Origin of the sequence: Ruficoccus amylovorans (assembly GCF_014230085.1) — a bacterium.
GTDB lineage: Bacteria > Verrucomicrobiota > Verrucomicrobiia > Opitutales > Cerasicoccaceae > Ruficoccus > Ruficoccus amylovorans.
The window spans coordinates 78199-97804 of the sequence record NZ_JACHVB010000063.1 but is presented as its reverse complement, the minus strand read 5'-3'; the positions used below and the strand labels follow the sequence as shown (position 1 = coordinate 97804).

The following is a 19606-nucleotide window of genomic DNA, read 5'->3' as shown; positions in this document are numbered from 1 at the left end:
GAAATGCTTAACTTTGGGCTGTCCGTTATGATTCTTGATATTTTTCGAGGCGTCGGTAAAAAAAGGCTGAAGTTTTTTCTAAATAACCGGGAATTTCTGCCGATAGGCCTGTTCACATCATTTGTACTGATATGCATACCATGAAGTTAACTCTCCTTGCGAGCGGCCTCTCTCTGCTTATCGCCGCTCCCTTTGCTTCCGGCGTGACCTACGCCGTGGATGATTTTGAATCCTACTCTCTGGGCTCGATCAACGGTAACAACGGCGGCACCGGTTGGAGTGGCGCCTGGACCGGCAGTGGCGGCCAGAATGTGGTAGATACTTCGGCCAACCCGCTCTCCTACACCGTCAACGGCGGGAACACGGTCACCGGCGGGGGAAAGTCTCTTCAACTTTCCGGTACCTCCGAGTACGCTGCCTATCGGGATCTGTCCAGTGCGCAGACCGGCGCGATTTACATCAGCTACCTGATGCGGGTGGAGGGGACCACGATTGAGAACAACGACTTTGCCAGCATGTGGCTGAACAACCCCGGTACCGCCTCGACCAACCCCGGCCCCTCGACCGGGTTCAAGGCCAACAACGGCGACGGCGCCGGTACGGAAGACTTCTTCATCCGCCCCTACCACGATGGGACCAACGCCGGCTATGCCGGTGACGTCAATCTCGGGGAGACTTATCTGGTCGTGGCCAAGTTCGAGGCCAGCGGTGCTAACGGCGACCTGTACGACACTTTCAGCCTCTGGATCAATCCGGATGCCTGGGATGAGAACAATGCCGATGTTACCTATACCGGGGCCAGCTATATTGACGAGTTGACCCGCCTGGGCTTCCGCTCCGCCAATCTCGACCACGGAACGACCGTGCTGATTGATAACTTTACCACCACGGACAACTTCGGTGAAGCCATCGGTGGCATGAGCCCGGCGGCCGTGCCCTTTGATCCGGGTGCTGGTCTCGGCATGGCCTTTGTCGGGTGGTTCGCCTGGCGCCGCTTCAAGCGCCGCCTGAGCGAAAAGACCGTGGCGTAAGTGTTTCACGGCTCCCTCTAATCTCTCCGCTCGCTTCCGCCTCTCTATGTCATCCAGCTTGCTGTCGCTACCTCCGGACGACCGGACAACTGCGCGCAGTTATCTGCGTATTGTCGGTTGGGCTCTGCTTGTACTGGGGCTGATCGACTATGCCTATATCTTGCTCGGAACGGATTGGATGAATCCGGTTTCCGAAATGCGTACCGCGGGCCGTCTGGCCGAACACGTGCTCCTGCCTCTGCTTGGGGTGTTGCTCCTGCTGATCCCGGCGGGCGACAAATTCACCCCGGCCGAAGCTCGTGCCCGCGCCCGCCTGGGCAAGCTTAGCCTGCTGCTGGCGGTGCTGAACCTGGCGTTGGTCCCCTTTGTGCTGATCAGTGGTATCCGTATCCACCGGGCTCTGGACAAGCAGACGACCGCGTGGGTGGAAAAGCAGGAGCAAATGACCCAGGGGGCCATCGGCAAGCTCAATGACAAGCGGTCCCGCGAGGATGTGGTCGCCTTTGTGCAGCCGCTCCCGCTGGATGAGAACATGTTTTTCGAGCCCGACCTGCAAGTGCTCAAGGGCAATCTGGCTGAGCGTTTCAATGAGATCAATACGGGCAATATCGAGCGAGCCGAGTCTTCGCTCAGTGCCCGGTTGCGCCAGATCTGGACCGATGCGTTCAAGTGGACCGTGACCGCACTGATCGGGGCGGCCGCCTTCTGGCTGATCGGCTGGAAAAGCCGTCGCTACGCCCGTCTGGCCGCCGCCGCCCGCCACAAGAAGTAGGTGCGCGGGAGTGGTTCTGATTCCATGTTGCTTTGAGGAAAGCTTTTTAGACGGAACTTCATTCCTTCGTCCTCTGTGGTTTTAAAAAAACCGCCAGAAACACAAAAGCGTAGAATCGCCGGTCTGCCGGTGTGGCAGCTTTGCTGAAGGTGTTCTATTCCCGCGCTAGAAAGGCGAGGGCGGCGCTGTAGCCGTGCAGGCCGAGGCCGGAGATGACGGCTTCGCAAACGGGTGCGGTCAAGCTCTTGTGGCGAAATTCTTCGCGACGGTAGATGTTTGAGATATGCACCTCGACGCAGCGCAGGCCGGTCCCCGCGATGGCGTCGCGCAGGGCCACGCTGGTATGGGTGAAGGCGCCGGGGTTGATGACCGCGCCGACGAATCCGCCATCGGCCCAGGCGGCGAGCTTGTCGATCAGTTCGCCCTCGTGGTTGGACTGGAAGCAGTCGAGCTCGATCCCGTCGGCCGTCGCCTCCTTACGCAGTTGGGCGTGGAGGTCGTCGAGGGTGGCATGGCCGTAGATGTCGGGCTCGCGTTTGCCTAGCCGGTTCAGGTTGGGGCCGTTGAGGATGCCGATTTGCTTCATGGGGCAAGGCTTCTACAGGAGAAATCCGCGAAAGGGGAGCCAGAAATCACGGCCCGCCGGAGGGCACGGAAGTGCCGTGGCCCCGTTGGCGCTTTTTTTTAAAGCGGGCAGCCGGTGGGGAGAAATTCCCACTCCAGGCCGAATTTTTCGGCGGCCTCAGCGGCGAGCGCCATGACGCCGAAGACTTCGGTCGCGTAGTGGCCGCCGAGATAGAGGTTCAGGCTCTGCTCCTGGGCGATGTTGAAATGCTCCTGCTTGAGCTCGCCGGTGAGGAAGGTGTCGATCCCGGCGGCCCGGAGGTGGGCAATGGCGGACTGGCCGCTGCCGGAGAGCAGGCCCATGCGCCGGGGCTGCTCGGGGCCAGCCTCAATCGCCGTGAAGGTGTGAGGGAAAAGCTCCTGGATGCGCTGGTGCAGGACGGGGCGCAGGGGGACGTTTTCGATGATCGCACCGATGCTGTTGCCCTCGTAGGGCAGGAACCAGTCGGTGATTTCCAGCCCCAGTCGCCGGGCGATGCAGGCGTTGTTGCCGATCTCGCGGTGCAGGTCCAGCGGCAGGTGGCTGCTGTAAACGGCGATGTCGGCGGCGAGCAACTGTTTGACCTTCCGGTAGTTGGGGCCGGTCAGGGGCATGGGCGGGTTCCAGTTCATGCCGTGGTGGACGATGAGGAAGTCCACCCCCGCCGTTGCCGCCATTTCAAAAGGGACCAACCCGGCATCCACGGCGGCGCCGATCTTGGTCACCTTGCCGGAATTGGCGGCTTGGAGGCCGTTCATGGCCGGGGGAAAGTCGGTGATTTGCGAGCGGTTGGTGCGTTCGTCACAAAAGGTTACCAAGTCTTCCAGTCGAGGCATGACCCCGACGCTAGCGGCAAGTCCCCCCATCCGGCCATGAAAAAAAGTCACTAGTGGAATTTCCCGGCCTCATCTCGGGGGCGAAAGGGATTGCGCCGGAGGGGGAATAGGGGGATAATGGCGGCGTTTTTATCATGGCAGATTTCAAGCATATCCGCGGCGTTATCTTTGACATGGACGGGCTCATGCTCGACACGGAACGCCTGTTCCGGCGGGCCTATCAGCAGGCGGCGATGGAAGTCGGGGTGGACTTTCCGGACGAGCTCTACGCCGCCATGATCGGCCATCGCGCCGACTCCAGCCAGCGTATCATGCGTGAGGGGTTGGGGGCGGATGCTCCCTGTGAGGAGATTATCGAGGGGGCGCGGCGGCATTACTATGCTTTGTTGGAAAAAGGTGGCGTGCCCATTCGCCCCGGCCTGTTGGATACGCTGGACTACCTGGACGAGATTTCCCTGCCGCGCGCCGTGGCCACCTCGACTCACGAGGGGCTGAGCCGCAGCAAGCTCACGGCCACCGGGCTGATCAAGCGTCTGCCCGTGATCGTGAGTGGCGACCAGGTGCCCAACGGCAAGCCCGCCCCCGATATTTACCTGCGGGCGGCGGAGTTGCTCGGGCTGGCCCCGGAGGATTGTCTCGTGCTGGAGGATTCACCGACGGGGTTGGAGGGGGCTTACCGGGCGGGAATGATGCCCGTGCTGATTCCCGACCTGCAGACGCCGACAGCGTTGATGCGTGAGCAGGCGGCGTTCATTTTTCCGTCGTTGCGCGAGTTCGCCGCGGCTTTTCGCCAGGGGCGGGAAGCTCAGGTAACGGCTTAAACTCTCTAGCCCAACCCACCCGTGACCGGCATCTCCCTCCGCAGACTCTGGCCCCTGCTGCTGGGGCTGTGTTTGCTGGCCGCTCCGGTGCTGGAGGCGGCTGCGGTGATCGCCAGGCTGGAGGCCGGAGGGAAAATTTATACCAATGTGCGCGTGCAGGAGGTGCTGCCGGACGCAATCATTATCCGGCACCAGCAGGGAATTGCCAAGGTGCCGATGGCGGACCTGCCCGAGAGCTGGCAAGCGCACTTCGGCTACGATCCGGCCAAGGGCGAAGCCTACCGCGAGGAGTTGGCCCGGCAGGAAGAAGCCCGCCGGCGCGAGCAGGCGCAGCAGGACGCTGCCCGAGCTCGCGAAACGGGTACGGCTGGCAAGTCGTTATCACTGGCCGATGAGATGTTGCCACTTTTTGGCACCCGTCCGCAGCTTCAGGAGCGGGTGGACCTGCGCCCGGAATTTCAGGAGATGGGCCTTTACGCCAAGAGTCAGGGGCGCCGTCCGAGTTGCGCGGTTTTTTCCGTGGTCAGCGCGCTGGAGTACCAGCAAGGGCGTAACAGCGGGGAGCCGCGCCGCCTCTCGGAGGAGTACCTGATCTGGGCCACCCGCAAGTCTCTCGGTCTGGCGCAGGCCCGGATCGTGGATGGCGAGGAGATGAGTGGCGACGCCGACCTCGGCTTTAACCTGATGGAGGTGGTACAGGCCTTGCGGGCTTACGGAATCGTCGAGGCGGAAGAGTTGCCGAATACCTTTGGCCAGTCGATGGCGCAGATCGAAGACCCTTCGGCGGAGGTGGTGGAAAAGGCTCGCAACCGCCGCCGGGTGGAGGCGTACTGGGTCAGCGGACGTACGCCGCAGGAGCGGCTGGACGGGATTTTTCACCTGCTCAACCACCAGGTCCCGGTCGTGGTCGGGATGGCCTGGCCGAACTACGCGGCGGTCTCACGTTCACCGTTGATCGACGACCAGAGCCCGCGGGCGGGGGCCGGGCATGCCGTCACCCTCGTCGGGTATAAGTGCGAGTCGGGACGTCCCGAGGACGCGCTTTTCCAGTTCAAGAACTCCTGGGGGCCGCGCTGGGGCAATGGCGGCTACGGCTGGGTTTCGTGGAAGTACCTCCGCGACAACCTGCAAGGCGCGGTCTTCCTCGACTGCGAGTAGGGCAAGATTTCCCGACTCTCAAACTCATAGAGCCCCTTAAATAAAGTTGTAGCCGCCACTGAAAGAGCGAATGGCTTAACGGTTAAATGGCTAATTGTTGTTAACTACATTCAGCATCCAGCAATTAACAATCAGCCATTTAGCCATTCAACTATTGTGGACACAATAGTTGTTAAAACGCTTATCCCTACGCAGGCGGGAGGCGGTCAACGATGTCGTCGCGATTGGCGTGCATGATGGCGTCGGCGCGTGAGATCAGGCCATCCTCGAAGAGGTTGAGCAGGCGCCGTTCCATCGTGACCATGCCGTGTTCGCCGCCGGTTTCGATGGATGAGTAAATCTGGTGAAGCTTGTTCGTGCGCAGGAAATTGCTCATCTGCGCGGTGTTGCGGAAGACTTCCATCGCCACGAGCCGGCCGTTTCCGTCGGCGCGGGGGATGAGCTTCTGGCTCAGCACGTAGCTCAGGCTGAAGGAGAGCTGGGTGCACAGCTCGCGCTCGCGGGCGGTCGGGAACATGTCGATCAGGCGGGTCAGCGCCCCGAGACAGTCGCGGGTATGCAGGGTGGAAAAAACCAGGTGCCCGGTTTCGGCGGCGGTCAGGGCGAGCGAAGCCGTTTCCAGGTCGCGGATTTCGCCCACGAGGATGATGTCAGGGTCTTCGCGCAGGGCGCTGCGCAGGCCCTCGGGGAAAGAGTTGACGTGCCGGCCCAGTTCCCGCTGCGAGATGAGCGAGCGGTTGCTCTTGAACATGTACTCGACCGGGTCTTCCAGGGTGATGATGCGCTGGGAGCGGCTGCGGTTGATGGTCTGGATCAGGCTGGCGATGGTGGTGGACTTACCGCTGCCGGTGACCCCGGAGACGATGACCAACCCTTGCCGCATGCCCACGATCCGCTTCCAGACCAGCTCGCTGGGGAAGCCGCACTCATGCACCTCGGGGATGCGCGGGGGCAGCAGCCGGATGACGGCGGCCAGCCCGTCGTTGTCGCGGAAGGCGTTGATACGAAAACTGTAAATGCCCTGCTCAGTCTCCAGCCCGTAACCGCAGTCGATGTCGGCCATCGGGTTGTCCTGCATGACCTTGCGGTCGTTCTCCGGGAGCAGGGGGTAGATGAGGGCTTCGCTCAGTTCCGGGGTGACGATTTCGCCCTCGTGAATGGCGTGCAAATCCTCGTCCATGCGGAAGCGCACCGGCTCGCCCACCTTGAGGTGGAAGTCCGAGATGCGCGGGATGCCATTGGTCATGTACTCCGGGTCGATGGCGCTGGCCAGCAGGTCGATGATGCTGTAGCGGGTGTCGTTGGCGCGATAGACCTTTTTTTGAGGGTCGTACATGACGGGGGGCGTGGACATGGAGAGGGAAAACAACGCCGGAGCCGTGCTGGTTGCACGACGTGGGCTTTTTAGAGAAGGGTTGGTCGGTAAGGTTTTGTAACTGAAAGTAAATATATCACTTCGCGGGGAAACGCTCTTTTGGGGAGCGCAAGTAGCCCTCTTTGGTCACGGCAGCAGCCCGCGCTTGCGCTTGCGCTGGAGGGCGTTGCTGAGGACCTGGCGGATGTGTTCAATATCCTCCCCGAAGCCGGGCATCTGCACCAGCCAGGCGTAAACGGCCTCGGCCTGATCCGGGGTCATGCGCGAAGGCGTTTCCAGCACGCGGTCGAAGGCGTCCACGACCGCCTGGGCGATGACGCGTACGAGGGTCTTGGCCACGTCGGAGCTGCGGCGCTCGATCAGCATGTCGGCGGCCTCGGTCAGCGGGAACTCCTTGAAAATGTTCTGGTAGATGCTCATGGCGTCGATGATCTCGACCTCGGTGCGCGGGTAGAAGCAGGCCATGAGGTTCCAGGGGTAGTCTTTGGCGTCGCCTACGCCGGTGCGGAAGTCGCTGCGCACGATGACGGTCGGGATGTCGGCGAATTTGGCCATCATGTACTCGACCACGGTGCCCGAGTCCAGGTCGTCCCCGTCGAAGCAGAACAGGGCCAGGTCGCATTCGAGCAGGTTGAGCAGGTTGTAGTCGCGAAGCTGGCGCGGGGTGCTGCCCGGGCGGGCCAGATTCTGGGGCAGGACGCTGCAATAGCGCTGGTCGGACAGGTCGGAAATCGCCTCGGCCAGCAGCGCGTTGCCAGCGAGATCCTTGTGGGTGAAAAGCTCTCCGGCGAAGTAGATATTCAGTGAGGGTGTGTTGGCCATAGGCCCTTACGGATGGCAGGTGCGAGCTCCGGAAACAACAAAAAAACGGCCCGGCCAGAAGGGCGCTACTGGCCGGGAAAAGCTGCCCAGTGCCTATGGGACGGACAGAGACGGTACGGTTGTGAGCGGATTCTATCTCCCAAGGGCGTACCGGCCCCCCGCCGTGAGCTGGGCTTGCTCAGGCGCGAAGGATGCCGTCGTTGTGGAGCGCCTGTACCAGGTCGATGGCGGAGGCCGAACGGTTGAGGATGTAGAGGTGGACGCCGGGTGCGCCCGCTTCCAGCAGTTGCTTGACCTGCTCATGTGCCCACTCCACGCCGACGCGGCGCTCGGCGTCCTCGTCTCCGGCGACGGCTTCGAGGCGGCGGACAAGCCCGGACGGGAGCTTCGCCTGGCAAAAGCCGCAGAACTTCGTCACCTGATCGAGCGAGAGGGCCGGGAGGATGCCGGGGATGATCGGCTTCTCGATGCCGAGGGCACGGCACTTGTCCACGAAGACGAAGTAGTCGGCGTTGTCGAAAAAGAGCTGTGTCGTGATGAAGTCCGCCCCCTGATCGACTTTGTGCTTCAGGTGCGCGAGGTCCGATTCCAGGCTGGGCGCCTCGGGATGCTTTTCGGGATAGCCCGCCACGCCGAGGCAGAAGTGCGGGAAGCGTTCGCGGATGAAGGCCACCAGCTCGGAGGCGTGGGCGAGGCCGTCAGGGTGGGGCTGGAAGTCGGTTTTGCCCTTAGGCGGGTCGCCGCGCAGGGTCATGATGTTGCGGAAGCCTGCCTGCTGGAAACGCTCCAGCATGGCGGCCAGCTCGTCTCGCGAGTGGCCGACGCAGGTCAGGTGCGGCATGACCTCGAAGTGGAACAGGTCGCGCATAAGCTCGCCATACTCGAGCGTGCGTTCGCGGGTCGAGCCCCCGGCCCCGTAGGTGATCGAGACGAAGTCCGGCCGGAAGGCCGACAGGGACTTGGCCGTGCGGAGCATCTGGCGGGCTCCCTCCTCGGTCTTGGGGGGGTAGAATTCGACGGAAAAAACGGGTTCCCCCGCCGTCAGCATGTCGGAAATGGCGCGACCAGGTTTGTTCATAGACGCATCAACGTATCTTGATGTTATGATGTGTAAAGTGATAAATGGCGTTGACCCTGTTTTTCAGTCGTCAGGGGGCAGGCAGGAAGCATAAGCACATCCACATGGACCGGAGCGAGAATCTTTTGCACGATTTACCGCCGGCGTTGCCGGACGAGGTGACGGACGTGCTGCTGCGCGGGGCGGGAAGGTTCCGCCTGGAGCGGATTGTGTCGCATGGACAGGCTTCGCCGCCCGGTTTCTGGTACGACCAGGACGAGCACGAATGGATATTGCTGGCCGAGGGTGGGGCGGGACTGCGCTTCAAGGATGAGCCCGCCGTGCGCGAACTGCACCCTGGCGACCACTTGCTCATCCCCGCGCACCGGCGTCACCGGGTCGAGTGGACGGCTCCTGACAAGGCCACCATCTGGCTGGCGCTATTCTGGCAGTGACGGGGGAGGAGGGCGGTCGGTTATTTGTCTGCCCGATGGGCGGTTGTGCTGCCCGACGTGACAGTCCCGCCCCGCATGAACGCTTACTTTTTGACAACAAAGTGACTTGCCAAGGCCGGACGCTTGCTATGGATTGAAAATCATGAGCGTCGAAGCTTACGTTCCCGTCCTGATCCAGATCATTCTGGGCGTGGTTATCGCGTCCGCAATCATCGTGGCCAGCCATATTTTCGGCCAGCGCTCCCGCGGGAACTACATCAAGGATGCCGCCTACGAGTGCGGCCTGGTGTCCACCGGAAAGTTCCACCCGCGTTTCGGGGTGAAGTTCTACGTGGTGGCGATGCTGTTCATCCTTTTCGATGTGGAGGTCGTCTTCCTCATCCCGTGGGTCCTCGTCTATCGCGAGTTCATCGTGGCGCAGATTCCGATTCTGCTCCCGGTGCTTTTCTTCCTGTTTATCCTCGCGGTCGGGTTCCTCTATGAGATGAAAAAAGGCGGCCTGAAATGGGAGAGATAGCTTAAGGCTGGCGGATGGCAGATACCCGGGGACGAAAAAACGACGGTTTTCGCATGACAGGGCAGGGCCCGGCTCAGCTTTGGTTTGAGCTTCCTTCCGCCCGCATGCGTGTCGGCATCCTGATGCCTGCGTCCGAACTCTCCGTTTTCACTGCCAACCCCTGATTCTCTCTCCATGCGCCTGGATCGTTACATAGCGAAAAACCGGATCATCGACATTGTCAGCCGCGACCTCGAAGGCGCGCTCAAGGAACTGCTGGAGGTCTGTGACCTGCGCGGAGAGAAGTTTGACCGCAAGGAGCTGCTCGAAGAACTGCTGGAGCGTGAGAAGACGATGACGACCTACCTCGGCAGCGGCATCGCCCTGCCGCACGTGCGCATCGAGATGAAGCGCCCATACCTCTTCGCTATCGGGCGCTGCCCGGACGGGTTGGAGTTCGACGGGCACGGCGAGTACAAGGAACTGCGCCTGATCTTTCTCCTCCTGGCCTCCGAGCGCGAAAAGTCTTACCTGAACGTCCTCGCCTCGCTGGCCCGGACCTTTCAGGAGCCCTCCATGGTCGAGCGCCTGACGGCCTCGCCTGACGTGGCCACGCTGCGCAAGAACGTGGCCGACGCCTTTGGCCGTCCCCGCGATCAGAAGCGGACCAAGGACAACAAGTTCAACCGCCTCATCCTGCGCGAGGCCGTCAAGATCGCCACCGGGGCGAAGTGCTCAGCGGTCATGGTTTTCGGAGATACCTTTGCCGGGGGCGTGGACGCGGCGGACGATTTTGGCGACTTCAAGACCCTGCTCGTCACGCAGTCGGCCTCCGAGATGACGCAGGCCAAGCGCGCCTTTAACGCCATCATCCCGGTGCGTGCCTTCGGTTTCAACCGCCTCTCGCAGTTGCGCAGCGCCATGCTTATCGGCCTGACGCGCGGCCTGATCAAAAGCAACGAGCGTCTCTGCTGTGTCGGCGGCATCCCGCAGAGCAACCAGTTCGACACGCTCGTGGTGGTCGATGTGGAGCGGGAATTCCAGTCGGTCTTTACCCGGCAGAGCGACATGCTCCCCAGTTCGGTCAAGCCCGAGGTGCTGGAGCGCGTGCTGGGCATCGCGACGGAGCTTTCGGTCGAGGGCCGCGAGGGCAAGCCCATCGGCACGCTTTTCGTCATCGGCGAGGCAGAGAAGATCAAGCCCTACACCAAGCAGCTTGTGCTGAACCCGTTCCAGGGCTACGAGCGCGAGGAGCGCAACATCCTCAATCCGTTCATGGACGAGACGGTGAAGGAGTTTTCGTTTATCGACGGGGCCTTTCTCATCAACGGCGACGGCGTGCTGGAAGCGGCCGGGAGCATGGTTCACGCCCCCGACTTTCCCAAGGAAATGCCCAGTGGCCTTGGGACCCGTCACGCCGCGGCCAACGCCATTTCTGTGGCCACGGATTGCATCGCGCTGGTCGTCTCGGCCAGCAGCGGGCAGGTCACGCTTTTCCGGCGCGGACAGATGCTTCCGCTCATCGTACGCTCGCACTCGAACAGCCTGTAGCGGGGGCTGTTGTCATGCCGGACGGATACGATTTCTCTTGATTGGTAAGGGGTTAGCTCCTTATCTATAAGCCAGCGCATGAAATGCGATAACCCCATGATGGCGTCTGACTTTGTAATGCCCTGTGTCGGTGCCGTCTCTTGCTCACCCCAACCCCTTAACGACCGATGCCTTCCCCTACCTGTCTTGCTCGCGGGCTGTGTGCATGCCTGCTAGGACTGACCGTCTCGCCCGTTCTTCACGCGGTGGACAACTACAACTCCTCCACCGAAAAAATAAACGAGAACCTGACCCACTTCTCCTCGGAAGCGGAGAAAAACCGCCAACCCGAGGAGGACATGATCGATGAACTTCAGGAGCGTCAGTACCTGCTCGGCGACACCGGGGGCTGGCGCGAAGACCTGGCCGATTACGGGCTGGCGATTGACCTGAGCTTCGCCATGAACCTCGCGGGTAACCCTGTCGGTGGCGACAGCCGGGGCTTTACCCAGCTCAACAGCACGGGGCTCAACTTCGGGGTGGACCTCGAAAAGCTGGCCGGACTGGAGGGGCTGAGCTTTTTCAGCAGCCTGTCGGTGCGCAGTGGCACCAGCCTGACGCTGAGCCACATCCACAACGTGATCAACGTCCAGCAGCTTTACGGCAACGAGAGCTATCGCCTCGTCAACCTCTACCTCGAACAAGTCCTGCTGGACGGGCACTTCTCGATCAAGGCCGGGCGCATCGCGCAGTTTGACGACTTCTCGCATTCGGACGCCTTCGCCTACTATATGAACAACGCCTTCGACGGGCAGCCGGTCGGTTTCTTTTTCATGGGACCGTTCACGGCCTACCCGGTGACGACCTGGGGCGCGCTCATCCGCGGCGGCGTTCCCACCGGGCAGCATGACGGCTTTTACGGCATGGTCGGTGCCTATGGGGCGGACTCGAACCAGGCCAATGTGGACAACCACGGGACGGACTTCACCTTTAACTTCGACCAGGGCGCGAACATCATGGGCGAGCTGGGCTACAAGCTCAACTGGTCAAAATACTCCTCCGGCCTGCCCGGTAAATACGCGCTGGGGGCGTGGATGTTCACCGGACCCTTCACTACGAACAGCGGCGGCACGACCGACAACATCGGGGGGCTTTACTACTTCATCGAGCAGAACCTCTACCGCGAGGGCGTGCCCGAGCAAGTGCCCAACTCCGAGCGCATGCAGGCCCGTCAGGTCTGGGGCCAGTCAGAAGGTTTTATGGAAGAGATCCAGGGGCTCTACTTCTGGACCACGGGCCAGTTCAACCTCAGCGACGACGTGAACCAGGCCGACCTCTTCGCCAGCGCCGGTCTCTACTACCGGGGGCTGCTACCGGGACGCGACCAGGACATCCTCTCTCTCGGCGCGGCCTGGCTGAACTTCAGCAGCAGTTGGGGGAATGCCCAGCGCGCCGCCGGCCAGCCTGTGCAGGACTACGAAGTCGAACTCGAACTGAGCTACCGCTATCAGGTGACGAACTACTTCTACCTCCAGCCGAACATCCAGGGCGTTATCAATCCCGGCGCGGCCAATCAGTTCGACGACGCGCTCGTCATCGGCCTCCAGCTCCAGGTGGATTTTTAGGACGTTCTATTTTTTAGGTCACAGAGCACACAGAGGAGGCACAGGGCGCACTGAGTGGAATCGCTCAGCGTGATGGCCAATCGTTAATGGTTGGATGTGGAATGTAGAAAACAACCATTAGTCATTTTAGCCATTCGGCCTTTTTGTGGCGGCTAAGACTTTATTTAAACCTCTGTAACAGAAGCCACAACGGGCATGACACCAAGAGGGAGAAGGCTTCTCTCAAACTTCTCGCTCTGTGTGCTCTGTGCCTCCTCTGTGTGCTCTGTGGCCTAAAAAAACTCTACTGCTGGAACAGGCTCTCGATCTCGCGTTCGGTCAACGGCTTGACCGCGCCGGGGCTGATGCCCTTCATGCGCAGCTTGCCCATCTGGAAGCGCTTGAGCTTTTTGACGTGGTAGCCGAAGGCTTCAAAGAGGCGGCGGATTTCGCGCTTGCGGCCCTGGTCGAGGTGGACTTCGACGCGGTGGTCGGCCTCCGGCCCGGTGGTGGCGGGGATGATCTTTTTCGCGAACAGGTGTTCCCCCTCGTCGATCACGCCCTTGAGCAGCTTGGGGGTGACGGCCGGGTCGAAGGGCTTGTGTAGCTTGACCCTATAGCGCTTGACGACGCCGCCGGTGGGGTGGGTGATGCGGTTGGCCAGATCGCCGTCGTTGGTCAGGATGAGCATGCCCTCGCTGTCCTTGTCGAGCCGTCCGGCGCAGAACAGACGGTCGAAGCGGTACTCCTTGGGCAGGATGGTGAAGACGGTCAGCACTGCGTTGGGGTCGTGGTTGGTGCAGAGCGTGCCCTTGGGCTTGTTCATCAGGAGGGTGACCTTGCGCTTGGGCAGTTGGGGCACCTTCTTGTTTTTCACCGCGACCTGGTCGGCCTCGGGATTGACTTTCTGGCCCAGCTCGGCGACGACGCCGTTGACCTTGACCCGGCCTTCGCGGATCCACTCCTCAGCCTCCCGCCGGGAGCACATCCCGCGGTCGGCTAAAAATTTTTGTACACGTACGAGTTCGGACATTTTTTGTTGGGAAAGATTTTCTTATAAAGGAGGGAGCGCCGATAGGGGAGACTTTTTCTGTGGCGCACGAGGGGGCACCAGGAACCGGAGTTTTCCTGAACCGGTTTAAAAAGAGAATGGTAAAATAGAAGGAGTTGCCCGCGAAGTCACGCGAAGGAACGCGAAAAGAGCCACGGGAAACTCTCCGCACTCTCTGCGACTTCCTGTTCGATAAATCAACCTAAAACAAAACCGCGCCGTTGCCAGCGCGGTTTTCCAGGGCATGCCCTGGACCCTCGATCCTTCGGATCGGGATGACTCCGCCTGAAGCGGAGTCATGACCCGAAGGCGAAAGTGGATGCTTATAAACTTTTCGCGGCGGCGATGACGTGTGCGGCGTCCATGCCGAACTTCTCCATCACGGTGTCGCCGGGGGCGCTGAGGCCGAAGCTGTCGGTGCCGAGGGCCTTGCCTTCGAGGCCGACGTACTTCGCCCAGGCCAGGGTGATCCCGGCCTCGATGGAGACTCGCTTCTTGCAGGCGGGCGGCAGGACTTCGTCGCGGTAGCTCTGGTCCTGGCGCTCGAAGCGTTCCCAGCAGGGCAGCGAGACGACGCGGCAACCCTCACCCAGCTCCTTGGCGGCGACCAGACAGTGCTGAAGCTCGCTGCCGGTGCCGATGAGGATGATTTCCAGCGCGGCGGTTTCCTTTTTGACAATGTAGCCGCCCTTGAGCGTGCCCTGACGGCGGGTTTCCGCCGGGGTGCACTTGAGGGTGGGGAGGTTCTGGCGCGAGAGGATGAGCGCGGTCGGGCCTTCGGAGCGCTCGACGGCGGCAGCGTAGGCGGCGGCGGTTTCCTCGGGGTCGGCCGGTCGGTAAACGTCGAGGTTCGGGATGCAGCGCAGGGCGGTGACGTGCTCGACCGGCTGGTGCGTGGGGCCGTCCTCACCGACGCCGACGGAGTCGTGCGTCCAGATGTAGAAGACGGGCAGGTGGGCCAGCGCGGCCAGGCGCACGGACGGGCGCATGTAATCCGAGAAGGTCAGGAAGGTCGCCCCGGAGGTCTTGAAGATGCCGTCGTAGGCGATGCCGTTCATGATCGCGCCCATGGCGTGCTCACGGATGCCGTAGTGGAAGTTGCGACCGGCGTAGTCGTCCACGTCGAAGTCGCCCACACCCTTGATGTAGTTCTTGGTCGAGCCGTGGAGGTCGGCGCTGCCGGAGGTCAGCAGCGGGCAGGCCCCGGCGATGGCGTTGAGCACGACTTCACCGGCGGCGCGGGTGGCGAGCTTCTTTTCCGGGTCAAACTCGGGGATGACCTTGAGCAGTTCCTGCTCGGTGGCGTGCTTGTGGGCGACGCCGTCTGCGAGGAGTTGGGCCAGTTCGGGGTTGGAGCCCTGCCAGATTTTGAACTTCTCCTGCCAGGCGTCGTACTTCTTTTTCTGCGCGGCCTTGTGGGCGGCGAAGAAGGCGCGGGTCTCCTCGGAGACGAAGAAACGCTCCTCGGGCAGACCGAGCTTGAGCCGGTCTTCGGGGATAAACTTCACCCCGGCTTCGCCGTGGGCCTTGTTCGTCCCGGCCACTTCGGGGATGCCGCGGCCGATTTCGGTCTTGAGAATGATGAGCTTGGGGTGGCCGTTGTCATCGGCCTTGGCCTTTTCAAAGGCTTCGACGATGGCCTTGAGGTCGTGCCCGTCGGGCAGCACGGTGACGTCCCAACCGTAGGCTTCGTAGCGGTCGGCGGTGTTCTCCGACTGAGTCTTGTCAGCCATGGCGTCGAGGGTGACGTCGTTGCTGTCATAGAACATGATCAGGTTGTCCAATCCGAAGCGGGCCGCGTAGGCGGCGGCTTCGGCGGAGATGCCTTCCTGCAGGCAACCGTCCCCGGCCAGCGCCACACAGTGGTAGTCGAACAGCGGGTCCATCGGGTTGTCGAACTTGGCCTGGAGCATTTTTTGCGAGCAGGCGTAGCCGACGATGTTGCCCGTGCCCTGCCCGAGCGGGCCGGTGGTGGCCTCGACCCCGTCGGTTTCGCCGTATTCGGGGTGGCCGGGGGTCTTCGAGCCGAGTTGGCGGAAGTTTTTCACTTCCTCCAGCGAGAGGTCGAACCCGGCCAGGTGCAGCCAACTGTACAGGAACATGCTGCCGTGCCCGGCGGAGAGGATGAAGCGGTCGCGGTTGAGCCACTTGGGGTCATCCGGGTTAAATTGCAGCGCGTGGCCGAAGAGGGCGGCTCCGCATTCGGCGGCACCCAGCGGCAGGCCGAGGTGACCGGAATTACAGGCGGCGACGGCGTCCATGGCCAGTCCGCGGGCTTCAAGCGCGGCGCGCGCGAGCGCATCGGTATCGAGATTTGCAGTGACAGACATACCCCGCAGGCTAAGGGCTTTCTCGCCGATGGAAAGAAAAACTTCCTCCACTCGACGCTGAGAATCAAATCCCCGCGCTTTTGTTACGCAGCGGTGACGTGCCAGTCCGCCATCACCTGTATGGGGGCATTGTTTGCAGTTATGCCACGGCGCGCCACGGGAATGGCACAACGCGTGCGCGACTGCGCTGTAAAATATCCGTCGGCGGAGTTGCCGCTTTTTACTGAGCCTTCCAGCTGGAAAGGTAGTATTTGCCATCCACGAGGCTGATCGGGAAACGTCCTTGCGAAGCGCTGTCGCTCTTGAAGGTGAGTATCAGCGTGGCCGAGGGCGCGGGGTTGCGGACGTAGGTGGTGTCCTTAATGGTGGCGGAGGCCGGTTCGGACTTGGCCTCTTCTTCGGTCACAGGCTTGATCGCGACGGAGTTGATTCCGTGGGTCAGCAGGTTGTTCCACAGTTCCTTGAAGGTGGGCTCAAGCTCCTTCGGCAACCCTTGGTAATACAGTGGCATGAAGGACTCGGCCTTGCGCGATTCGACGGCCTTCCAGATTTTGTCAATGAAGACGGTCTCAGGCGTGGAGTCGGCGGCCTGGGCGGCAGTCGAGAGAACGAAAAAGGTCAGCAGAGAGAGAAAGGCTTTTTTCATGGGACAAATACGGTCAGGAAGTCATTAAAGTTGCCGATTTCCGGGAGGTTCCCCGTCTCGTCGGTATTTGCCTGCTCTCTTTACGGATAGTTAAACCGGCTGTCGATCCAACTTTTCCGCCCCTCGCCCGGCCGCTGAAACCAATTCCGCCCCCCGCGAGGATTTTCTTGCTGTCCCCCGGCTCTCTCCCCTAATAAAACCCTGTTTCGAGGGCATTGGGGTGAGTCCTTCGAAGTATTCCCGTTCGATCTGATAATCGACCGACCTCTGCTCGTACCACCGGGTAAATGCTTCTTCTGTAAAACCGTAAAACGGGTTTGAGGTATCCATAGACAATAGAAAGGGCGTACCTATCTATATCACTCCATGCTCGCGGCATTCAAGCAACCAATCGCCGGGGGTGCGGATAGCGACGCCGTAAACCTGGCTCCCGAGCAGGCCCATGAAGTCCTGACGGTCGAGGGTCAGCAGGACGTCCACCTTTGCGGCGAGGGCGGAGAGGACGACGGGGCGGTCTTTGGCCTTGGGGAAGATGAGAATCTTATCCGGGGACAGCGCGTCCCCGGTCCACGCGATGCTGTCGCGGACAAGACGCTTGAAGTGCTGAACAGCAGCGGGGCCGAGCTTGGGGAGGTTCTTTTGGGTTTCGGCCAGACAGTAGGCCGAGCTGATGAGCGACCAGCTCAATGATTCCGCGTTCTCAACAATGTAGCGGCTTGCGCCCTTGGCCGAGGCAGAAGCCGAGAGGAGCACGCTCGAATCCAGAAACAGCTTCACTTGCTTTTCTTGAAAGCGGCCATGGCGGCCTCGTCATCGGCGATCCATTCGCGGATTGTCTTGGCGGGGATGTCGCGGACGGGGACAGCGGCGGCGGGTTCGAGCGTAAGCTTGCCGTCCTTCTCCTCGACGATCACGAGGGGATTCGGGAGCTTGTCGAGACCCAGCTTGCGCCGATACTCCGGCGGCAGGGTCACGGTGCCGCGTTTGCTGACTGAGAGAACTGCTGACATGCTGCAATACTGCATTGCAGTAATGGTTTTGTCAAGTTAACGGGTGTGCTACATGCTGGACAGCTTAAATTGCCGTGTATAAACAATAATAAAGAATCGTATTCGCTGTATCTGCAATAACTCGTTTGTTCAAGATATGTCTAATCCGTCTCAACGACTGCTTAATCTGATCTCGCTCCTCAAGCAATGTTCCTCAAAGAAGAGGGAGATTACCTCGGCCGAGGCCTTTGCTGAAATATTTAGTTTCGATCCAAAGGACTTCCCGTCATTTTACGATGCTCTCACCAAGTTTACGAGGCTGCCGGTAACGATTCGGAATGCAATGAAGCTGGCGTCTCATGATCCAGACCTTTATTTGAAATGGATGCCCGAGTGCGAGCGGGCGGTGTTTGCAGTAGGCCATGGCTCGAAGGTCCGCGCCTTCGCGGAAGCGATAAATTCCAAAATTGAATATGGTCTTGAGATTGCATCTGATGTGCTCGAACGCTATTCTCCGGAGGCTGAGATTGATCTTGATGAGCTGGAGACGATACGGACTGATGTTATAGATTTAATAAACAAGATAAAAAAATCATCAGTTCATGATGAACTGCGGGTGTATCTGATGGGGCACTTATTGTCTCTTGATGAAGCAATTCGATTCTATCAAATATTAGGACCCTCAGCTATTCGGCAATCGCTTCAAGCTGTATTCGGGTCGGCGTGCACGGACTCTGAATTGGCAAAGGCATCAGATGCTATTGAGGAAGGGCAACGTTTCTGGGATGTCGTTGGTCGGACGGCTCAGCTGATGCAAATTGGTTGGGTAGGTCTACAGATTGTGGACAAAGTTATTCCTGGTTTTTTATCAGGTAATGCTCCATGATAAGTCCTTTTAAGAAACTTATGTTCTAACGGTGAGGTTACATTCGCTTGGCCATCTCAAAGGAATGGGTGTCGCGGAGGTGTCCGTAGGTTTTGGCGACGAGGACGCCGCCGTCTTTGTGGCCGACCCAGGCGGCGATGGTTTTAAAGTCCACGTTTTTCTCAATGGCGTTGCTGACGAAGAAGTGGCGCAGGCAATGGTGGGTGAAGTGCGGGTAGCCGTTGTGCTGGCAGACGGTTTCAAGGGCTTTTTTTGCGTCTTTGACCGGGACAATGACGGACTCGGGGGCGGGTGGGGTGTCCCCATATTCGGCCCGCTTACGGCGGAGGAAGGCTTCCAGTGCCGGAAAGAGCGGGACGATGCGGGCCTCGTGGTTTTTGGTGCCGCCTTCGCCGCCGGTCACGGTAAAAGCTCCCCGGTTCCAGTCGATGTCTTCCCAGCGTAGGGCGTTGGCTTCGCCTTTACGCATGCCGGAGGTGGCGAGCAACTCGACCAGATCGGCGGCAGTCTAATAACGGTTGTCCATTCCGCGCATGGTTTTGAGGAGGCTCTCGTATTGCTCGCGGGTGGGGATGAGGATGGCGGGCTTGGGCTGCTTGCGGCGGGGGAGGACTTCGGCGGGATTGTCCAGAATGATGCCTTCGCGGCGGGCGTACTCGAAAATCGCGATCAGGGTGTCGCGTTCGTTGTTAAAGGTCGAAGCGGCAATCTGCGGGGAACGTGCTTGTGCCCAGTCTTCGCACATGGCGCGGGTGACGGTGCGGGCTAGCTGCTGGCCGAAGAAACGGTTTAGTTGCACAATGCTGGAATCGCGCCGGAGGGTGGAACTGGGCTTGAGGTGTGGGGCAAGGGTGGCGCGCCATTTTTCCGCCAGTTCGGGGAAAAGTATCTTGGACTTGCCGTCGCTGAGGTCGAGGCGTCCGATTTTTTCCCGAAATTCGCGCAATCTGCGCTTGGCGAGGGCGAAGTCGTTGGTTTTCAGCGAGCGTCGGATTTGCTTGCCGTTAGACTTCACCAACGCATAGTAAGTGCCCGATGTTTCATGGCGATATAGACACTCACCCACTTTCAGGGAGCCCGGTTGCCTGGCTTTCTTGGATGTGCTCATGTGTCAAAGTCTATGTGGTTACACAAATGGGTGAC

At 60.5% G+C, this 19606-nt stretch carries 22 protein-coding genes; 9 read left to right on the top strand and 13 right to left on the bottom strand.

The genetic code is table 11. The features are described 5' to 3' along the window. Positions 1-140: 140 nt before the first annotated feature. Positions 141-1031: a hypothetical protein gene (locus tag H5P28_RS18290; protein ID WP_185677135.1), complete on the top strand. Its 891-nt coding sequence runs from the start codon at positions 141-143 to the stop codon at positions 1029-1031. 46 nt (positions 1032-1077) lie between these two features. Beyond that, positions 1078-1803, top strand: coding sequence for an HpsJ-like protein, cyanoexosortase A-associated (hpsJ-A, locus tag H5P28_RS18285; RefSeq protein WP_185677134.1), 726 nt, complete (start codon positions 1078-1080; stop codon positions 1801-1803). 154 nt (positions 1804-1957) lie between these two features. On the opposite strand, the gene aroQ is transcribed toward hpsJ-A, so the two are convergent. After that, positions 1958-2389 (bottom strand): type II 3-dehydroquinate dehydratase, encoded by a 432-nt coding sequence (gene aroQ, locus H5P28_RS18280; RefSeq protein ID WP_185677133.1) that lies wholly within the window; start codon positions 2387-2389, stop codon positions 1958-1960. Between the two features lie 98 nt (positions 2390-2487). Next, positions 2488-3243: a Nif3-like dinuclear metal center hexameric protein gene (locus H5P28_RS18275; RefSeq protein WP_185677132.1), complete on the bottom strand. Its 756-nt coding sequence runs from the start codon at positions 3241-3243 to the stop codon at positions 2488-2490. A 134-nt stretch (positions 3244-3377) separates the two neighbouring features. Between H5P28_RS18275 and H5P28_RS18270 the strand changes: the two genes are divergently transcribed. Continuing rightward, on the top strand, positions 3378-4064 hold the full coding sequence (locus H5P28_RS18270) for an HAD family hydrolase (protein WP_185677131.1): 687 nt from the start codon (positions 3378-3380) through the stop codon (positions 4062-4064). 21 nt (positions 4065-4085) lie between these two features. Then, on the top strand, positions 4086-5222 hold the full coding sequence (locus H5P28_RS19835) for a C1 family peptidase (protein ID WP_185677130.1): 1137 nt from the start codon (positions 4086-4088) through the stop codon (positions 5220-5222). Positions 5223-5409: 187 nt separating this feature from the next. Here H5P28_RS19835 and H5P28_RS18260 read toward each other — a convergent pair whose 3' ends face one another. From H5P28_RS18260 to metF, 3 genes are all read right to left on the bottom strand, one after another. Beyond that, the gene (locus H5P28_RS18260; RefSeq protein ID WP_246456592.1) at positions 5410-6576 is read right to left on the bottom strand and encodes a type IV pilus twitching motility protein PilT; all 1167 of its coding nucleotides are present in this window, start codon (positions 6574-6576) and stop codon (positions 5410-5412) included. Positions 6577-6723: 147 nt separating this feature from the next. Further along, on the bottom strand, positions 6724-7419 hold the full coding sequence (locus H5P28_RS18255) for a nucleoside 2-deoxyribosyltransferase (RefSeq protein ID WP_185677129.1): 696 nt from the start codon (positions 7417-7419) through the stop codon (positions 6724-6726). 178 nt (positions 7420-7597) lie between these two features. Beyond that, entirely contained in the window at positions 7598-8497 is a 900-nt protein-coding gene (metF, locus tag H5P28_RS18250; RefSeq protein WP_246456591.1) for a methylenetetrahydrofolate reductase [NAD(P)H], read from the bottom strand. A gap of 104 nt (positions 8498-8601) precedes the next feature. On the opposite strand from metF, the gene H5P28_RS18245 reads away from it, so the two are divergent. The 4 genes from H5P28_RS18245 to H5P28_RS18230 all read left to right on the top strand — a co-directional run bounded on the left by H5P28_RS18245 (position 8602) and on the right by H5P28_RS18230 (position 12582). Further along, complete coding sequence (locus H5P28_RS18245) at positions 8602-8931, top strand: cupin domain-containing protein (RefSeq protein ID WP_185677198.1); 330 nt, start codon at positions 8602-8604, stop codon at positions 8929-8931. A 142-nt stretch (positions 8932-9073) separates the two neighbouring features. After that, the gene (locus H5P28_RS18240; RefSeq protein ID WP_185677128.1) at positions 9074-9448 is read left to right on the top strand and encodes an NADH-quinone oxidoreductase subunit A; all 375 of its coding nucleotides are present in this window, start codon (positions 9074-9076) and stop codon (positions 9446-9448) included. A gap of 174 nt (positions 9449-9622) precedes the next feature. After that, a complete protein-coding gene (locus H5P28_RS18235) occupies positions 9623-10978 on the top strand; it encodes a diadenylate cyclase (RefSeq protein WP_185677127.1) in 1356 nt (451 codons plus the stop codon). A gap of 167 nt (positions 10979-11145) precedes the next feature. Then, the gene (locus H5P28_RS18230) at positions 11146-12582 is read left to right on the top strand and encodes a carbohydrate porin (protein WP_185677126.1); all 1437 of its coding nucleotides are present in this window, start codon (positions 11146-11148) and stop codon (positions 12580-12582) included. A gap of 283 nt (positions 12583-12865) precedes the next feature. Here the strand turns inward: H5P28_RS18230 and H5P28_RS18225 are convergent, their stop codons facing one another. The 6 genes from H5P28_RS18225 to H5P28_RS18200 all read right to left on the bottom strand — a co-directional run bounded on the left by H5P28_RS18225 (position 12866) and on the right by H5P28_RS18200 (position 17598). After that, positions 12866-13594, bottom strand: coding sequence for a pseudouridine synthase (locus H5P28_RS18225; RefSeq protein WP_185677125.1), 729 nt, complete (start codon positions 13592-13594; stop codon positions 12866-12868). A gap of 341 nt (positions 13595-13935) precedes the next feature. Beyond that, positions 13936-15942, bottom strand: coding sequence for a transketolase (tkt, locus tag H5P28_RS18220; protein WP_185677124.1), 2007 nt, complete (start codon positions 15940-15942; stop codon positions 13936-13938). Between the two features lie 220 nt (positions 15943-16162). Next, the gene (locus H5P28_RS18215; protein WP_185677123.1) at positions 16163-16588 is read right to left on the bottom strand and encodes a hypothetical protein; all 426 of its coding nucleotides are present in this window, start codon (positions 16586-16588) and stop codon (positions 16163-16165) included. 90 nt (positions 16589-16678) lie between these two features. Continuing rightward, positions 16679-16918, bottom strand: a complete 240-nt coding sequence (locus H5P28_RS18210) for a hypothetical protein (protein WP_185677122.1) — start codon at positions 16916-16918, stop codon at positions 16679-16681. A gap of 24 nt (positions 16919-16942) precedes the next feature. Beyond that, positions 16943-17365 carry a PIN domain-containing protein gene (locus H5P28_RS18205; protein WP_185677121.1) on the bottom strand — a complete coding sequence of 141 codons (423 nt, stop codon included), beginning with the start codon at positions 17363-17365 and terminating at the stop codon, positions 16943-16945. Beyond that, positions 17362-17598 (bottom strand): AbrB/MazE/SpoVT family DNA-binding domain-containing protein, encoded by a 237-nt coding sequence (locus H5P28_RS18200; protein ID WP_185677120.1) that lies wholly within the window; start codon positions 17596-17598, stop codon positions 17362-17364. The genes H5P28_RS18205 and H5P28_RS18200 overlap by 4 nt, the downstream gene beginning before the upstream one ends. Positions 17599-17734: 136 nt before the next feature. Here H5P28_RS18200 and H5P28_RS18195 point away from each other — a divergent pair, with 136 nt between their 5' ends. After that, positions 17735-18463 carry a hypothetical protein gene (locus tag H5P28_RS18195; protein WP_185677119.1) on the top strand — a complete coding sequence of 243 codons (729 nt, stop codon included), beginning with the start codon at positions 17735-17737 and terminating at the stop codon, positions 18461-18463. Between the two features lie 37 nt (positions 18464-18500). Here H5P28_RS18195 and H5P28_RS18190 read toward each other — a convergent pair whose 3' ends face one another. Next, a complete protein-coding gene (locus H5P28_RS18190; protein ID WP_281398265.1) occupies positions 18501-18950 on the bottom strand; it encodes a site-specific integrase in 450 nt (149 codons plus the stop codon). A 21-nt stretch (positions 18951-18971) separates the two neighbouring features. Further along, on the bottom strand, positions 18972-19571 hold the full coding sequence (locus H5P28_RS18185; protein WP_185677117.1) for a hypothetical protein: 600 nt from the start codon (positions 19569-19571) through the stop codon (positions 18972-18974). Positions 19572-19606 lie beyond the last annotated feature (35 nt).

Bases quoted from the DNA above. Each gene is read 5' to 3' on its own strand.
- H5P28_RS18290 (WP_185677135.1), top strand. From the start codon at position 141: ATGAAGTTAACTCTCCTTGCGAGCGGCCTCTCTCTGCTTATCGCCGCT.
- hpsJ-A (WP_185677134.1), top strand. From the start codon at position 1,078: ATGTCATCCAGCTTGCTGTCGCTACCTCCGGACGACCGGACAACTGCG.
- aroQ (WP_185677133.1), bottom strand. From the start codon at position 2,389: ATGAAGCAAATCGGCATCCTCAACGGCCCCAACCTGAACCGGCTAGGC.
- H5P28_RS18275 (WP_185677132.1), bottom strand. From the start codon at position 3,243: ATGCCTCGACTGGAAGACTTGGTAACCTTTTGTGACGAACGCACCAAC.
- H5P28_RS18270 (WP_185677131.1), top strand. From the start codon at position 3,378: ATGGCAGATTTCAAGCATATCCGCGGCGTTATCTTTGACATGGACGGG.
- H5P28_RS18260 (WP_246456592.1), bottom strand. From the start codon at position 6,576: ATGTCCACGCCCCCCGTCATGTACGACCCTCAAAAAAAGGTCTATCGC.
- H5P28_RS18255 (WP_185677129.1), bottom strand. From the start codon at position 7,419: ATGGCCAACACACCCTCACTGAATATCTACTTCGCCGGAGAGCTTTTC.
- metF (WP_246456591.1), bottom strand. From the start codon at position 8,497: ATGAACAAACCTGGTCGCGCCATTTCCGACATGCTGACGGCGGGGGAA.
- H5P28_RS18245 (WP_185677198.1), top strand. From the start codon at position 8,602: ATGGACCGGAGCGAGAATCTTTTGCACGATTTACCGCCGGCGTTGCCG.
- H5P28_RS18240 (WP_185677128.1), top strand. From the start codon at position 9,074: ATGAGCGTCGAAGCTTACGTTCCCGTCCTGATCCAGATCATTCTGGGC.
- H5P28_RS18235 (WP_185677127.1), top strand. From the start codon at position 9,623: ATGCGCCTGGATCGTTACATAGCGAAAAACCGGATCATCGACATTGTC.
- H5P28_RS18230 (WP_185677126.1), top strand. From the start codon at position 11,146: ATGCCTTCCCCTACCTGTCTTGCTCGCGGGCTGTGTGCATGCCTGCTA.
- H5P28_RS18225 (WP_185677125.1), bottom strand. From the start codon at position 13,594: ATGTCCGAACTCGTACGTGTACAAAAATTTTTAGCCGACCGCGGGATG.
- tkt (WP_185677124.1), bottom strand. From the start codon at position 15,942: ATGTCTGTCACTGCAAATCTCGATACCGATGCGCTCGCGCGCGCCGCG.
- H5P28_RS18215 (WP_185677123.1), bottom strand. From the start codon at position 16,588: ATGAAAAAAGCCTTTCTCTCTCTGCTGACCTTTTTCGTTCTCTCGACT.
- H5P28_RS18210 (WP_185677122.1), bottom strand. From the start codon at position 16,918: ATGGATACCTCAAACCCGTTTTACGGTTTTACAGAAGAAGCATTTACC.
- H5P28_RS18200 (WP_185677120.1), bottom strand. From the start codon at position 17,598: ATGTCAGCAGTTCTCTCAGTCAGCAAACGCGGCACCGTGACCCTGCCG.
- H5P28_RS18195 (WP_185677119.1), top strand. From the start codon at position 17,735: ATGTCTAATCCGTCTCAACGACTGCTTAATCTGATCTCGCTCCTCAAG.
- H5P28_RS18185 (WP_185677117.1), bottom strand. From the start codon at position 19,571: ATGAGCACATCCAAGAAAGCCAGGCAACCGGGCTCCCTGAAAGTGGGT.